This is a genomic window from Tropicibacter naphthalenivorans, assembly GCF_900176475.1.
GTDB lineage: Bacteria > Pseudomonadota > Alphaproteobacteria > Rhodobacterales > Rhodobacteraceae > Tropicibacter > Tropicibacter naphthalenivorans.
In genome coordinates, this window is the sequence record NZ_FWXX01000002.1 from 152,156 (window position 1) to 166,979 (window position 14,824).

Below are 14,824 nucleotides of genomic sequence, written 5' to 3' on the forward strand. Positions count from 1 at the left end.
GTTTGCGCATCATTAGGGTGCGGCTGTCACGCAGGCGTCACATGCCGCGCGTATTGCCCTCTGAAAGAAAGGTCCCAGACAGATGAAGCCCACGATTCAACGGCCCGTGGCCCCGATTACCAGTGTGTCCTCTCCCGTTGTGTCGCCCATTCAACCGTCTGTGGTTTACGCCTCGGAAAGCCCCACCGCGCTGGATGGCCAGTACGAGGGCAAAACCACCGGCTACACCTACGCCCGTGAAGGGCACCCCAACGCCGATAGCCTCGCCCGGCGGATTGATGCTTTGGAAGGGATCGAGGGAGGCGTGGTCACCGGCTCTGGCATGTCCGCCGTGGCGGCGGTGCTGCTGGGCCTGACCAAGGCGGGCGATCACGTGGTTGGCGGCACGCAGCTGTACGGGCGGTCCCTGCGGATGATGGCCGAAGACCTGCCGCGCCTGGGCATCGACACCACCTTGGCCGATGTGACCGACGCCAGCGCCGTGGCCGCCGCGATCCGGCCCGAGACGCGGATGGTGCTGATCGAGGTGGTGTCCAACCCGACCTTGCGCATCGCCGATCTGGACGGGATCGCGCAGGTTTGCGCCGACAAGGGTGTGCTCTTGGCCGTCGACAACACCTTTACCACGCCACGCGGGCTGCGCCCGGTGGACCATGGCGCGGACATCGTGATCCAATCGGTGACCAAGCTGCTGGCGGGCCATTCCGACGCGACGCTCGGCTGGGTCGCGGCCAAGGACAAGGCTCTTAATGACCGCCTGCGCGTGTTCGCCGTGACCGCTGGCCTGACCGCCAGCCCCTTTGACTGCTATCTGGCGGAACGGGGTTTGGCGACGTTCGACCTGCGCTTTGACCGCACGCAGGAAACGGCGCAGCGTCTGGCAGACCATCTGGCGGCGCAGCCCGGCGTCATCAAGGTGCTGTACCCCACGCGCCCCGATCACCCCGAAGCCGCCCGCGCGCAATCACTGTTGCAGGGGCGCGGCTGCAATATGGTCAGCTTTGAAATCGAAGGCGGGCGCGCGGCGGCGGATGCCTTTGCCAAGGCCGCAAGCGGAATTGCTTTCGCGCCGACCTTGGGCGACGTGGGCACCACGCTGTCGCATCCCGCCAGCTCCAGCCACCGCGCGCTGACGCCCGAAGGCCGCGCCGCAATTGGCGTGTCCGAAGGCTTCTTCCGCGTGTCCGTGGGGCTCGAAGACGCCGACGCGCTGATCGCCTGTTTCGACGACGGCCTGCGCGCCGCGCGCGACATTTAAACGAAAGGATCGGGGATCATGGACGCAAATGTTGCAGACTTTGTGGACGCGATCCCCTTTCCGGCGCTGCTGATCCGGCGCGACGAGTATATCGAGACCGCCAATGACGGCGCGCGCGCGCTGCTGGGCAAGGGGATCGTGGGGCGGCATTTTATCACCGCGCTGCGCCAGCCCTTGCTGCTGGACGCGATCGAGACGACCCTGCGCGATGGCCAGCCGCGCCAGAGCACGTTCCTCAGCAACGACGGCCAGCAGGATGTGACCTATAAGGTCTCTGTCCGGCCGGTGCCGACCGATCGCCACCCCGCCGCGCTGGTCTGCTTCGAGGACGTCACCCATCTGGAGCAGGCCGAACACATGCGGCGCGACTTTGTCGCCAATGTCAGCCACGAGTTGCGCACGCCTCTGACCGCCATCATGGGCTTTATCGAAACGCTGCAAGGGCCGGCGCGCGGCGATCCCAAGGGGCAGGAACGTTTCTTGGGAATCATGCTCAAAGAGGCGCAGCGGATGAACCGTCTGGTGGGCGATTTGCTGCAACTCAGCCGGGTCGAGGCGAACGAGCGGATGCGCCCGACCGAATGGGTCGACCCGGTCGCCTTGATCAAATCCACCGTCGGCGGTCTGGCCCAGCTGGCCGAGGCGGCGCAGGTGAGCGTGACATGCACGCTGCCCGAGGATGCCTTTCAGATCAAAGGCGACGAGGATCAGCTGCGGCAGGTCTTGGTCAACCTGATCGAGAACGGGATCAAGTATTCGGGGCAGGGCGCGCAGGTATCCGTCACGCTGTTGGCGCCAAGCTATGAGGACCGCCTGCGCTGTCAGGCGATCACCATTCGGATTTGCGACACCGGGCCGGGGATCGAACAGCACCACCTGCCGCGCTTGACCGAACGCTTTTACCGGGTCGACAACCATCGGTCTCGGGAAAAAGGCGGCACCGGCCTTGGCCTTGCCATCGTCAAGCATATCATCAGCCGCCATCGCGGACGGTTGCAGATCACCAGCCAGTTGGGCAAGGGCACCTGCTTTGCGATGGTTCTGCCGGTGGGCTGACGACTCGGGGCACCGTTACAAAGACCGTCACAAACACCGTCACATTTCCCGCAAACGTCGCCCCAGGGGCGGCGTTTTTTCGTCTCGGTTGCAGCGAACAGAAAAAACGTGACGGCGCTTTAAGATTAATTACCTATTTAACACAAGCGCTTAGCGCAATGCCCCCAAGGTTTTTGCCGCAAACCGCCCGGTGTCATGAAACCGTTACATGCGTGTCACAAAAGCATTGCCCAAGGACCGTAGGTATCGCCCCAAGATCATCGCAGGGATGATCAAAGGTACGACACATCAGGAGCTCGTTATGACCTTCAAACTGACCGCATCCGCACTGGCCATTGCCGCTGTTTCCGCAACCTCTGCCGCAGCGCGCGACAACGTCCAGGTGGCCGGTTCCTCGACCGTTCTGCCGTATGCGTCCATCGTGGCCGAAGCCTTCGGTGAGAACACCGACTTCCCGACGCCGGTTGTTGAATCGGGCGGCTCCTCGGCGGGTCTCAAGCGCTTCTGCGAAGGCGTGGGCGAGAACACCATCGACGTGGCCAACGCTTCGCGCAAGATCAAAGACAAAGAGATCAAGGCCTGCGCCGAAAACGGCGTGACCGACATCATCGAAGTGCGCATCGGCTATGACGGCATCGTGTTTGCGTCCCAGCAGAACGGCCCGGCCTACACCGCCTTCACCCCGTCCGACATGTTCAACGCCCTGGCCCCCAAGGTTGTTGTGGACGGCGCGCTGGTCGACAACCCCTACACCCAGTGGTCCGAATTCAACGCCGACCTGCCGGCCGCTGACATCATGGCGTTCATCCCCGGCACCAAGCACGGCACCCGTGAAGTGTTCGAGGAAAAAGTGATCGCGGCAGGCTGTGAAGCCACCGGCGCCATGCAGGCGATGATCGACGGCGGCATGTCCCACGACGACGCCGAAGACGCCTGCCTCGCCGTGCGCACCGATGGCCGCGCCGTGGACATCGACGGCGATTACACCGAAACCCTCGCCCGCATCGAAGCCAACCCCAACGGCATCGGCGTGTTCGGTCTGGCGTTCTTTGAGAACAACCAGGACAAGCTGAAAGTGGCGACCATGGACGGCGTCATGCCCTCGACCGAGAGCATCGCAACCGGCGAATACCCCGTCTCGCGCCCGCTGTTCTTCTACGTCAAGAAGGCGCACATCGGCGTGGTTCCGGGCCTGAAGGAATACGCATCCTTCTTTGTGGCGGATGAACTGGCAGGTCCGGAAGGCCCGCTGGCAGCCTACGGCCTCGTGTCCGACCCCGAGCTGGCGAAAATCCAGGCTGTCGTTTCCGACGAAGTCACCATGGGCGGCGGCATGTAATCCTGCTAAGGATATGAAATAAGGGCAGGGGCGGCGGATCATCTGGCCGCCCCTGTTCCGTCGAAACCGACTTTTGTTTGAACTGCGGAGGACACATGTCCTTGATCTGGCTCTTGGGATTGGTCCTTGCCATCGCTGCCGTGGGCTATGCCCTTGGGCGGACGCGGGCCCTGTCCAGCACGAATGGCGACATTCGCAAACTGCACTCTTTGCCCAGCTACTATGGTGCAAACGTGGCGCTGAAATCGGCCATTCCGGCGTTGCTGGTGTTGGTGGTCTGGCTGGTGGCCCAGCCGTTGATCGTGTCCGGCGTGGTGTCCAGCGACATCCCCGACAGCGCCATCCCCGAAGGGTCGAGCCGCGGTCTGGTGATGTCCGAGGTCAAGCGCGTGGCCGCCGGTCTGGATGGCGCCGTAGCGGCCGGGACCATGTCCGCTTCTTATGCTGCCTCGGCGCAGGCGGATATGGACGACGTGACCAAACGGATGCGCGACGCCCAGCAGATCACCCCCGAAGCCTTGACGCCCGAGATCCTGACCGCAGGCCAGCGGTTCCGCGCCATGGTGGCGCAGGGCAAGTGGGCGATGACGGCGGTTGTCCTGGCGCTGGCGGTGGCCGGTGCCTTTTGGGGCCTGCGCGAGAGCCACGCCGAGTTCCGCGCCCGCAACACGGTGGAACGGGTCACCAAGGTCTTGCTGATTGCCGCCGCGTCGCTGGCGATCCTGACCACCGTTGGCATCGTTCTGTCGCTGGTGTTCAACACTTACGAATTCTTCACCATGTACCCGCCGCTGGAGTTCTTCTTTGGCACCACATGGGCGCCGAGCTTTTCGGGCCGGGGCGGCTCGTCCGAGCTGGGCATCGTGCCGCTGCTTTGGGGCACCTTTTATATCTCGATCGTGGCGCTGGCCGTGGCCGTGCCGATCGGGCTGTTCTCGGCGATCTACCTGTCGGAATACGCCGGCCCCAAGGTCCGGGCCATCGCCAAGCCGCTGCTCGAAGTGCTGGCGGGCATTCCGACCATCGTTTACGGCCTTTTCGCCCTGCTGACCGTCGGCCCGCTGCTGGTGTCGATCTTTGGCAAGGACGGCTTTGGCTGGATGCAAAGCGGCACCGCCGTGATGACCGCAGGCATCGTCATGGGCATCATGCTGATCCCGTTTGTGTCCTCGCTGTCTGACGACATCATCAACGCCGTCCCGCAGTCCTTGCGCGATGGCAGCTATGGGCTGGGCGCGACCAAGTCCGAAACCATCAAGCAAGTGGTTTTGCCTGCCGCCCTGCCGGGCATCGTCGGCGCGATCCTTCTGGCCGCCAGCCGCGCCATCGGTGAGACGATGATCGTGGTGCTGGGGGCGGGGGCGGCGGCGCGGCTGTCGCTCAACCCCTTTGAGGCGATGACCACCGTCACCGCCAAGATCGTGTCCCAGCTGACCGGCGACACCGACTTTTCCTCGCCCGAGATGCTGGTGGCCTTTGCCCTTGGCATGACCCTGTTCGTGGTCACCCTGGGCCTGAACATCTTTGCCCTCTACATCGTGCGCAAATACCGGGAGCAGTACGAATGACCGACGCGACCAACAATCCCCCGCGCCACAAGACGTCCCTGCACACGGTGGATGCGCGCACCAAACGCCGCAATGCCTCTGAGGCGCGGTTCAAGATGTACGGCATGACCGCGATCCTGATCGGTCTCGCCTTCCTCGCCATCCTCGCCGTGTCGATCATCCGCGCGGGCACGCCGGCGTTCACCCGCACCGTGTTCGACATGGAGCTGACCCTGACGCAGGCCGAGTTCGAGGCCGCCGAAAAGCAGCTGATGAAGACCAAGGCCTATCAGGCGGTGTTCATCGACCAGCTGTCCGCCAAGCTGACCGAGCAGAACGTTCAGGTCGCCTTTGACGGCAAGGCCATCGACCGCCTGCTGGGCAAGATCGGCGGCGACCTGCGCGCGCATTACCGCGCCAACCCCGGCGATCTGGGCAAGCCGGTGCAGTTCACCCTGCCGGCCTCGTCGCGCGTCGACGGCTACTTTAATGGCAAGGTCACGCGGGACACGCTGGTCGACTCGCGCTTTCTAGAGGTGTCGGATCTGGATCTGGTGGACGCGCTGCATGAGGCCGGGATCATCCACAGCGCCTTTAACTGGACGTTCATCACCGCCGCGGACTCTTCGGTGGACAACCCCGGCGGCGCGGGCATCGGTGCCTCTGTCGTGGGCTCGTTCTTTATGATGATCGTGGTGCTGGGGCTGTCGCTGCCCATCGGCGTCGCCGCGTCGATCTATCTCGAAGAGTTCGCGCCCAAGAACCGCTTTACCGACCTGATCGAGGTGAACATTGCCAACCTTGCCGCGGTGCCGTCCATCGTGTTCGGGATCCTGGGTCTGGCCGTGTTCATCCAGTTCATGCACCTGCCGAACTCTGCGCCGCTGGTGGGTGGCCTCGTGCTGACGCTGATGACGCTGCCGACGATCATCATCTCGACCCGCGCCGCGCTCAAGGCGGTGCCGCCCAGCATCCGCGACGCGGCCCTTGGGGTTGGCGCGTCGAAAATGCAGGCGGTGTTCCACCACGTGCTGCCGCTGGCCATGCCGGGTATCCTGACGGGCACCATCATCGGCCTTGCCCAAGCCCTTGGCGAAACCGCGCCGCTGCTGCTGATCGGGATGGTGGGCTTTGTCGCCCGCGAATATCCCGATGGCCTCGCCGAAGGGTTCCTGAACGCCAACTCGGCCATGCCCGCGCAGATCTATACGTGGGCCGCGCGCGCCGACAGCGCCTTTTACGACAAGGCGTGGGGCGGGATCATCATCTTGCTGATCTTCCTGCTGACCATGAACATCATCGCAATTCTTCTGCGCCGCCGCTTTGAGCGCCGCTGGTAACAGGATACAGTCATGTACGACGCACGACATACGGAGGCCCAGGTGGACCAGACCGAAACCAAGATCAGCGCAAAAGGCGTACAGGTCTATTACGGCGACACGCACGCCATCAAGGACGTGGACGTCGAGATCGCAGACAAGACCGTGACCGCCTTTATCGGCCCGTCGGGCTGTGGCAAGTCCACCTTTCTGCGCTGTCTGAACCGCATGAACGACACGATCGACATCTGCCGGGTGCAGGGTGACATCCTGATCGACGGCGAGGACATCTATGACCGCCGGGTCGACCCGGTGCAGCTGCGCGCCAAGGTGGGGATGGTGTTCCAAAAGCCCAACCCGTTCCCCAAGTCGATCTATGACAACATCGCCTACGGCCCGCGCATCCACGGTCTGGCCAAGAACAAGGCCGATCTGGACGTGATCGTCGAGAAATCCCTGCGGCGCGGAGCGATCTGGAACGAAGTCAAGGACCGCCTGCACGCGCCCGGCACCGGCCTTTCGGGTGGCCAGCAGCAGCGTCTGTGCATTGCCCGCGCCATCGCCACCGAACCCGAGGTTCTGCTGATGGACGAGCCGTGCTCGGCGTTGGACCCCATCGCAACCGCGCAAGTCGAGGAGCTGATCGACGAGCTGCGTCTGGATTACTCGGTTGTGATCGTCACGCACTCGATGCAGCAGGCCGCGCGCGTCAGCCAAAAGACCGCCTTCTTCCACCTTGGCAACCTTGTCGAATTTGACGACACCACCAAGATTTTCACCAACCCAGAGGATCCGCGCACGGAATCCTACATCACGGGGCGGATCGGCTAATGAGCGACCTTAAACAACATATCTCCAGCGCCTTTGATCGCGATCTGGAAAGCATTCAGGCCCAGATCATGAAGATGGGCGGCCTTGTCGAGGCGGCCATTCTGGACGCGGCCAAGTCCCTGGAAACCCGCGACACCGAGCTGGCCGAAAAGGTCCGCGCCGGGGACAAGGTGATCGACGCCCTCGAAGAGAGCCTGAATGACGAGGCTGCCCGCGTCATCGCCCTGCGTGCGCCCGCCGCCATGGACCTGCGCGTGGTGCTGTCGGTGATGCGCATGTCCGCCAACCTCGAACGGATCGGTGATCTGGCCAAGAACCTGGCCAAGCGCACCTCTGTCTTGGTGGAACTGCCGCAGATCGGCGGGACGGCCACCTCCCTGCGCCGCATGGCCCGCGACGTGGAACTGATGCTCAAGGACGCTCTGGATGCTTATATCCAGCGCGACGAAAAGCTGGCACTGGACGTGATCCAGCGCGATCTGGACATCGACCAGATGTACAACACGCTGTTCCGCGAGTTCCTGACCTTCATGCTGGAAGACCCGCGCAACATCACCACCTGTATGCACCTGCATTTCATCGCCAAGAACATCGAGCGTATGGGCGACCATGTGACCTCTATTTCCGAGCAGGTGGTGTTCCTCGTGACCGGCGAAAAGCCCGACGAGACCCGCACCAAGGCCGACCGGACCTCGATCGACCCGGCGCTGAGCACCGATTTTCCGGTGGATGAGGGCTAAGCCATGTCCGCAGATCAGCCTGTTGTCCTGTTGGTCGAAGATGAGCTCTCGCAGCGCGAGGTGCTGAGCTACAACCTCGAGGCCGAGGGGTTTCGCGTGGCGCAGGCCGAGAACGGCGAAGAGGCGTTGATCCTCATGCGCGAGGAAAACCCCGATCTGGTGGTTTTGGACTGGATGTTGCCGAATCTCTCGGGCATCGAGGTCTGCCGCCAGATCAAGACCCGGCCCGAGACGCGCAGCACGCCGATCATCATGCTGTCGGCGCGCTCGGAAGAGGTGGATCGGGTGCGCGGTTTGGAAACCGGGGCGGATGACTATGTGGTCAAGCCATACTCGGTGGTCGAGCTGATGGCCCGCGTTCGGGCGCAGCTGCGGCGCTCGCGGCCTTCGGCGGCGGGGCTTCAGCTGGAGTACGAAGACATCGTGCTGGATTCCGAGACGCACCGGGTTACTCGGGGCGGCAAGGAGCTCAAACTTGGCCCCACCGAGTTCCGCCTGCTGACCACCTTTATGGAAAAGCCGGGCCGGGTGTGGTCGCGCGAGCAGTTGCTCGACCGTGTCTGGGGGCGTGACATCTACGTCGACAGCCGCACGGTGGACGTGCACATCGGCCGCTTGCGCAAAGCTTTGGGCCAACACGGCGGCGCCGATCCGCTCCGCACCGTCCGCGGCGCAGGGTATGCACTGGGGTAAGAGCCCGTCCGCCTTCGGCGGCAAACCCTCTGGGAGAGGGTTCGGGGCTCTTACGGGCGGAGCCCCGGGGTTACCTGAACCGCCTACGGCGGCAGCCCTTCTGGGGGAAGGGTGAAGGCCGGTCCGCTTTGCGGCAAACCCTCCGGGGGAGGGTTTGAGGCCTTCACGGGCGGAGCCCCGGCGTTAATTTCGACCGTACCCATCCCCAAAATTCGTTTATGTCTTGAACCCCAACCATTTTGCGCCATCCTCTGGCCAGATGATCTAAAAAAGGGGCGAGGGATGATCCGCATTTTTTTCATGGCCATGGCATTTTGGCTGCAAGCGCTGACGGCCTCCGCCCACGAAGTGCAATCGGCCATCGCGGATTTTGTCACACAAAACGGTCAACTGCGCATGGAGCTGCGGGTGGGGATCGAACCCTTGATGGCGGGGGTGAACCTTGACGGGGTCATGGATACCAACGAGACCGCCGCTTCGGACGACATCGACGCGCTGCGCGCGCTGGAGCCTGCCGCGCTGCAAGAGCGCCTTGACGCCCGCTTGCCGGGGATCCTGTCCAAGATCACCGTAACCGCGAACGGCACGGCTTTGCCTCTCAGCGCCACCGACACGACCATTCCCCCGGTGGGCAACGTCGCCCTGCCGCGCGAAAGTCAGCTGTTCCTGACCGCCGATCTGCCGGATGGCGCGCAGACGCTGGAGATCACGTGGCCCGCCGAATACGGCAGCCTGATCCTGCGCCAGATGGGCGTCGAGGACGGCTATACCGGCTATCTCGCGGGCGAATCCTCGGGTCCGATTGCGATACAAGGCGGCGACGCGCTCAACGGCTGGCAGACCTTTGCCGCCTATATCCCGGTGGGATTTGAGCATATCCTGCCCATGGGGCTTGACCATATCCTGTTCGTTCTGGGCCTGTTTTTCCTGTCCACCCACCTGCGCCCGCTGCTGTGGCAGATCAGCGCCTTTACGCTGGCGCATACGGTGACGCTGGCGCTTGGGGCGCTTGGGTATGTCACCATCCCCGGCAGCATCGTCGAGCCGATTATCGCCGCCTCCATCGTCTATGTCGCCGTGGAAAACATCGTCTCGGACAAGCTGCATCGCTGGCGCCCCTTGGTGATCTTTGTCTTTGGGCTGCTGCACGGGCTTGGCTTTGCCTCTGTGCTGCAAGAGTTCGGCCTGCCGCAGGACCAGTTCGTCGCGGGGCTGATTGGCTTTAACGTCGGGGTCGAATTCGGCCAGCTGACGGTGATCGCCATTGCCTTCCTCTTGGTGGTCATGGCGCAGCGCGTGGACAAGGGGATCGTCGATGTGCGCACCGGCCAAGTGGTTTACGGCGTGCTGGCCCTGAGCTTTGTCGCCCTGGGGTGGCTGCTGAACGGGCCTGCGTTTACCGAAACCATGGGGGCAGGGGCGCCGGTGTTCCTTTTGCCGCTGGCGGCGTTGAGCGTTCTTTGCCTGCTTGCAGCGAGCAATGTGGACCGCCTGCACGCCTACCGCCGCTTTGTCGCGACCCCGGCCTCGCTGGCCATCGCCGCCGTTGGGGCCTATTGGTTCGTGGAACGGGTGTTTCTCTAGGCCAAGGGGCTTGACCTTGGTCGGAACACCGCCTAAAGGCAGCGTCACGAACCCGCAAGCGAGGTCGGGCCTTTGGGACAGACAGCCCCCAAACGTCCACCGGTTGGCACATTACGTGTCGCAGCCTCGCTGAGGATAAACCGGAAAAGGATAGATAGCATGGCTCTTCCCGAGTTCACCATGCGTCAGCTGCTGGAAGCTGGCGTTCACTTTGGTCACCAGACGCAGCGTTGGAACCCCCGCATGGGCGAGTTCATCTATGGCGCGCGCAACGGCATCCACATCATGGACCTGACGCAGACCGTTCCGATGCTGGACGCGGCTCTGAATGCGATCCGTGACTGCGTTGCCAAGGGCGGCCGCGTGCTGTTCGTCGGCACCAAGCGTCAGGCTGCTCAGCCGATCGCCGACGCTGCTGAGAAATGCGCGCAGTACTACATGAACCACCGCTGGCTCGGCGGCACCCTGACCAACTGGCAGACCGTGTCCCAGTCCATCCAGCGCCTGAAAACCATCGATGAGCAGATGGAAACCGGCGCCGAAGGCCTGACCAAGAAAGAGCGTCTGAACATGGAACGCGACCAGGCCAAGCTGCAGGCTTCGCTGGGCGGTATCCGTGAAATGGGCGGCGTGCCGGACATGCTGTTCGTCATCGACGTGAAAAAAGAAGCGCTGGCCGTGGCCGAAGCCAACAAGCTGGGCATCCCGGTTGTCGCCGTTGTCGACACCAACTGCTCGCCCGAAGGCATCGACTACATCATTCCGGGCAACGACGACGCGGCTCGCGCCATCGCGCTGTACACCGACCTGGTGTCGCGCGCGGCTCTGGACGGCATGACCGGCCAGATGGAAGCAGCCGGCGTTGACCTCGGCGCTCTGGAAGATGCCCCGGCGGAAGAGCTGCTCGAAGAAGCACAGGCTCAGTAAGCCACTCCGTCGCGCAAGCGACAGAGCAGGCACGTGTCGCACAGGCGACATGAAGCTGTGACAAAATCGGGTGGCTGATCGGGCCACCCGGACCCGTTTTAGATGATAGGAGAGCCAAGCTATGGCGATCACTGCTGCACAGGTTAAAGAACTGCGCGAAATCACCTCCGCAGGCATGATGGATGCCAAAAAAGCGCTGGTGGAAACCGATGGCGACATGGAAGCGGCCATCGACTGGCTGCGCACCAAGGGTCTGGCGAAAGCCGCCAAGAAATCCGGCCGTACCGCCGCAGAAGGCCTGGTGGCCGTTAAGGTTGACGGTGGCAAGGGCGTTGCTGTCGAGGTGAACTCGGAAACCGACTTTGTCGGCAAGAACGCCGAATTCCAAGGCATGGTTGCCAACATTGCGACCGCCGCTCTGACCGTGTCCGACGTCGAAGCGCTGAAAGCCGCTGAAATCGACGGCAAGACCGTTGCAGACACCATCACCGACAAGATCGCCACCATCGGCGAGAACATGTCCCTGCGCCGCATGGCATCCGTCGAAGGTGACGTCGTGGCGTCCTACGTGCACAACGCAGCCGCAGACGGCATGGGCCAGATCGGTGTTCTGGTTGCGCTGAAAGGCGGCGACGAGGCGTTCGGCAAGCAGGTTGCCATGCACATCGCAGCGGCCAATCCGCAGGCGCTGAACGAAGCCGAGCTTGACCCGGCTGTCGTCGAAAAGGAAAAGCAAGTTCAGATCGACATCGCGCGCGAGTCCGGCAAGCCCGAGGCCGTGATCGAAAAGATGATCGTTGGCCGCATGAAGAAGTTCCTGGCCGAAGTCACCCTGACCGGCCAGCAGTTCGTCATGAACACCGACCTGACCGTCGAGCAAGCCGCCAAGGAAGCCGGCGCCGAGATCGTCGGTTTCGTGCGTATGCAGGTTGGCGAAGGCATCGAGAAAGTCCAAGAGGACTTTGCTGCCGAGGTGGCCAAGGCCGCACAGGGCTAAGCTTTCAGGGCTATTCGCTATTCAGAATTGGAAAGGGCCGTCCTTTTGGGCGGCCTTTTTCGTTGCGCGCGACGTGTCTCGGACGGCCGGCAAAAAAGGGCAGGGCGCCCGCGATGGGGCGCCCGCACTGACTACATGGGGATAATCGGAAAAATTCGGGGTTCTTGAACGAGACATTGGGGATGAGCTCAAGAACCCCGAACAGGATGCCGAACGCCAGCGCCTCAATTGCGCCAACCGTCACAGCCCCGGTTTTCACCGGAGAAAACCACAGAGCCTGAAAATCGTCAGGGTGCAATCTCCTTCGCTCCTAGGCCAAAGCCTCCACTCACGGAACATGAGCAGAGTGCCAATTAACCCAGGGTAAAGGAAGTATGGTTTTCCCGACCTTACGTCAGTTCACGCGCGACTCGCGCGAAGAACATCGTGCAACCGGCTGGTATTACGACGGTTTTTCAGGTCAGGCTTCGATAATGTACATCTGGTTGTGAAACGCTGCCTTGGCCACGGCCTGCGCGGTCGTTTCCACGTTAAGGGTCTCTCGGGCAAGCCGCAGGTGCTTTTCAATCGTCGCTTGCGTCAGCCCCATGATCTGCGCGATGTCCTGCATCGTCTTGCCGTCACCAACCCATTCCAACGCCTCGCGCTGGCGCGGTGTCAGCGTCTGGTTTTGCAACGGAACGGGCAGGGTCAGGATCTTTAGGTGGGCGACATTGTTCATCAGGATGATGTCTTGGCCATGTTCCGCCCAAATCGCGTCGGCCTGATCCTGGTTCATATCGGCGCGCGTGGTCAGCGAAATCGCCCCCTTGGAGCGGCTGGAGACCGACCGAAAGCTGATCGTATAGCCCGCGTAGACCTTGTGGGTCAGGTTAAAGGCCACGACTTTGGCGGCTTTTTCATCCAGCGCGCCCTTTGAAATTCGCTCGGCCAGCGTGCGCCAGCTACAATGGCCTTCGTTTTCGAGCGCCCATTTCACCATCGGCGCATCGCGATACAGACCATCCTCGACGAAGCCTTTGCGGTAGGCGGGCGTGTGGTTGGTCAGAACAACGAAGTCGTTGGGATCGCCAAAGGACGTCGGCGTCATAAAGCGGGTGAAACCATAGATCAGCCGATCGAATCCATAAGATTCCATCTTGTCGCAGTGCATCGCCCAGAGCGTTTCTACGCTGTCCTGATTGGTCAAAGCGGTCAAATAGCTGCACACATCGCTGGTCACGAGACGGATCTCCGGTTGGGTTTTCGACCTCATGGTCAAAATGATTAACCCGTGTATAACATGACAGAAAGCGTGGGGCGACAAGGACTAAGCGCAAATGGATGGTTTTACCTGTCTGGTGTGATTGGTGATCCTATTTTTTTTACATAATACTGATTATACGACTATCTTGCGACGGGCGCGGTTCGCGAATGCTGTGGGACCGCTGGCAATTTGAAAGAAATTGTCGTGCCCTCCCCAACAACCGAGTCGCATTTGATCGTCCCCCCATGCCGTCCAACGATCTTGCGACAAGTCGCGAGACCCAAGCCTGTGCCCGCCTGTTGATTGGCACCAGGCGCGCGTTTGAACGGCTCAAAAATCTTTTTACGGAAATCTGGCGGCACACCGATGCCATTGTCGGCAACATCAAAGATGATGTGATGGTCCGCATCGCAGCGCACAGTGATGTGGATTTCCGGTGTGCGCTCACCGCTATACTTCATGGCGTTGGCGATGAGATTTTGCAAAACCTGCGTAATTTGCGGCGGCCGACAGTAAATCGGCGTATTCCCTAGATCGAATTGTCGAGTAATCACCGCGTTACGTTCTTTGATCTCCTGCTCAAGCAAGGTCATCGCCTTGTCCACCAACGCGTCTGCGGTGGTTTCATTCAATTCGACCTCGCGATCCAGTCGCACATGGTCACCGAGACTGCGGATCATTTCCTGCATCTGCGATGCGGTTTTGCGCAAAAGCCGTGCGCCATCAACGACGCCCTCATAGTTCTTGTCCTGAACATCCTCTTGGATCTGTTCGCACAGAAATGCTGTGGCACGGACCGGAGCATTCAAATCATGCACCAGGACCTCTGAGAACTGCGTCAAGTCTTCGATAAGTTCATCCAACCGCCACTGGGCCAAAGCCTGCGCCAGTCCGTTTTTCATCATGCGATTAACAGACTGCTGATTGATTGCACTTTTGGGGATGTAATCCGTTGCGCCAAATTTAATCGCGGTCTTGGCGATACCCTCATCGCCCTGCCCGGTCATAAAGAAAATGGCTGCCTGCGGCCATCGTTTTCGATAATCCTTCAAGTGCCCTAGACCGGTATCGCCGGGCAAAAGATAATCCAAAAAAATCGCATCCACGTGCGCCAAGTCTAACGCAAAACTCGCTTCAGTGCTGGATGCCTCGTGATTGATACAGGCAAACTCTGTCTTTCGTAGCAACCGTTTGATCAACTCACGGTCACCTTTGTCGTCATCGACAATCAAAACGGTCAGGTCTTGCATTATTCACCTTCCCATCAGGTTCAATCCAAGGCGTTTG

14 protein-coding genes are annotated in these 14,824 nt (G+C 61.6%); 11 read left to right on the forward strand and 3 right to left on the reverse strand.

The genetic code is table 11. From position 1 onward, the window contains the following. The first annotated feature begins 82 nt into the window (after window positions 1-82). The 11 genes from B9A11_RS05095 (at window position 83) to tsf (ending at window position 12,291) form a co-directional block, all read left to right on the forward strand. Complete coding sequence (locus B9A11_RS05095; protein WP_058246965.1) at window positions 83-1,258, forward strand: trans-sulfuration enzyme family protein; 1,176 nt, start codon at window positions 83-85, stop codon at window positions 1,256-1,258. 18 nt (window positions 1,259-1,276) lie between these two features. Continuing rightward, window positions 1,277-2,314: a sensor histidine kinase gene (locus B9A11_RS05100; protein ID WP_186009183.1), complete on the forward strand. Its 1,038-nt coding sequence runs from the start codon at window positions 1,277-1,279 to the stop codon at window positions 2,312-2,314. A 301-nt stretch (window positions 2,315-2,615) separates the two neighbouring features. After that, window positions 2,616-3,653 carry a substrate-binding domain-containing protein gene (locus tag B9A11_RS05105; protein WP_186009182.1) on the forward strand — a complete coding sequence of 346 codons (1,038 nt, stop codon included), beginning with the start codon at window positions 2,616-2,618 and terminating at the stop codon, window positions 3,651-3,653. Window positions 3,654-3,748: 95 nt separating this feature from the next. After that, entirely contained in the window at window positions 3,749-5,221 is a 1,473-nt protein-coding gene (gene pstC / locus B9A11_RS05110; RefSeq protein ID WP_058246962.1) for a phosphate ABC transporter permease subunit PstC, read from the forward strand. Beyond that, window positions 5,218-6,540 carry a phosphate ABC transporter permease PstA gene (gene pstA, locus B9A11_RS05115; protein WP_058246961.1) on the forward strand — a complete coding sequence of 441 codons (1,323 nt, stop codon included), beginning with the start codon at window positions 5,218-5,220 and terminating at the stop codon, window positions 6,538-6,540. Before pstC ends, pstA begins: the two co-directional genes overlap by 4 nt. A gap of 12 nt (window positions 6,541-6,552) precedes the next feature. After that, a complete protein-coding gene (gene pstB / locus B9A11_RS05120) occupies window positions 6,553-7,350 on the forward strand; it encodes a phosphate ABC transporter ATP-binding protein PstB (protein ID WP_058246960.1) in 798 nt (265 codons plus the stop codon). Further along, complete coding sequence (gene phoU, locus B9A11_RS05125; protein ID WP_058246959.1) at window positions 7,350-8,090, forward strand: phosphate signaling complex protein PhoU; 741 nt, start codon at window positions 7,350-7,352, stop codon at window positions 8,088-8,090. The genes pstB and phoU overlap by 1 nt, the downstream gene beginning before the upstream one ends. A gap of 3 nt (window positions 8,091-8,093) precedes the next feature. Next, complete coding sequence (phoB, locus tag B9A11_RS05130) at window positions 8,094-8,783, forward strand: phosphate regulon transcriptional regulator PhoB (protein WP_058246958.1); 690 nt, start codon at window positions 8,094-8,096, stop codon at window positions 8,781-8,783. 282 nt (window positions 8,784-9,065) lie between these two features. Then, window positions 9,066-10,367, forward strand: coding sequence for a HupE/UreJ family protein (locus B9A11_RS05135; RefSeq protein ID WP_058246957.1), 1,302 nt, complete (start codon window positions 9,066-9,068; stop codon window positions 10,365-10,367). Between the two features lie 159 nt (window positions 10,368-10,526). Beyond that, window positions 10,527-11,294, forward strand: coding sequence for a 30S ribosomal protein S2 (rpsB, locus tag B9A11_RS05140; protein ID WP_058246956.1), 768 nt, complete (start codon window positions 10,527-10,529; stop codon window positions 11,292-11,294). 121 nt (window positions 11,295-11,415) lie between these two features. Beyond that, the gene (gene tsf, locus B9A11_RS05145; RefSeq protein WP_058246955.1) at window positions 11,416-12,291 is read left to right on the forward strand and encodes a translation elongation factor Ts; all 876 of its coding nucleotides are present in this window, start codon (window positions 11,416-11,418) and stop codon (window positions 12,289-12,291) included. Between the two features lie 10 nt (window positions 12,292-12,301). Here tsf and B9A11_RS21070 read toward each other — a convergent pair whose 3' ends face one another. The 3 genes from B9A11_RS21070 to B9A11_RS05155 form a co-directional block, all read right to left on the reverse strand. Next, on the reverse strand, window positions 12,302-12,589 hold the full coding sequence (locus tag B9A11_RS21070) for a hypothetical protein (protein ID WP_143595804.1): 288 nt from the start codon (window positions 12,587-12,589) through the stop codon (window positions 12,302-12,304). 162 nt (window positions 12,590-12,751) lie between these two features. Beyond that, the gene (locus tag B9A11_RS05150) at window positions 12,752-13,513 is read right to left on the reverse strand and encodes a helix-turn-helix transcriptional regulator (RefSeq protein ID WP_234988735.1); all 762 of its coding nucleotides are present in this window, start codon (window positions 13,511-13,513) and stop codon (window positions 12,752-12,754) included. Between the two features lie 164 nt (window positions 13,514-13,677). Further along, window positions 13,678-14,787 (reverse strand): sensor histidine kinase, encoded by a 1,110-nt coding sequence (locus tag B9A11_RS05155; RefSeq protein WP_058246953.1) that lies wholly within the window; start codon window positions 14,785-14,787, stop codon window positions 13,678-13,680. Between the last annotated feature and the right edge of the window lie 37 nt (window positions 14,788-14,824).

Excerpts from the sequence above, each read along its gene's own strand:
- B9A11_RS05135 (WP_058246957.1), top strand. The coding sequence starts at position 9,066 with ATGATCCGCATTTTTTTCATGGCCATGGCATTTTGGCTGCAAGCGCTG.
- pstA (WP_058246961.1), top strand. The coding sequence starts at position 5,218 with ATGACCGACGCGACCAACAATCCCCCGCGCCACAAGACGTCCCTGCAC.
- B9A11_RS05100 (WP_186009183.1), top strand. The coding sequence starts at position 1,277 with ATGGACGCAAATGTTGCAGACTTTGTGGACGCGATCCCCTTTCCGGCG.
- pstC (WP_058246962.1), top strand. The coding sequence starts at position 3,749 with ATGTCCTTGATCTGGCTCTTGGGATTGGTCCTTGCCATCGCTGCCGTG.
- phoB (WP_058246958.1), top strand. The coding sequence starts at position 8,094 with ATGTCCGCAGATCAGCCTGTTGTCCTGTTGGTCGAAGATGAGCTCTCG.
- rpsB (WP_058246956.1), top strand. The coding sequence starts at position 10,527 with ATGGCTCTTCCCGAGTTCACCATGCGTCAGCTGCTGGAAGCTGGCGTT.
- phoU (WP_058246959.1), top strand. The coding sequence starts at position 7,350 with ATGAGCGACCTTAAACAACATATCTCCAGCGCCTTTGATCGCGATCTG.
- B9A11_RS05155 (WP_058246953.1), bottom strand. The coding sequence starts at position 14,787 with ATGCAAGACCTGACCGTTTTGATTGTCGATGACGACAAAGGTGACCGT.
- tsf (WP_058246955.1), top strand. The coding sequence starts at position 11,416 with ATGGCGATCACTGCTGCACAGGTTAAAGAACTGCGCGAAATCACCTCC.
- B9A11_RS05095 (WP_058246965.1), top strand. The coding sequence starts at position 83 with ATGAAGCCCACGATTCAACGGCCCGTGGCCCCGATTACCAGTGTGTCC.
- B9A11_RS05105 (WP_186009182.1), top strand. The coding sequence starts at position 2,616 with ATGACCTTCAAACTGACCGCATCCGCACTGGCCATTGCCGCTGTTTCC.
- pstB (WP_058246960.1), top strand. The coding sequence starts at position 6,553 with ATGTACGACGCACGACATACGGAGGCCCAGGTGGACCAGACCGAAACC.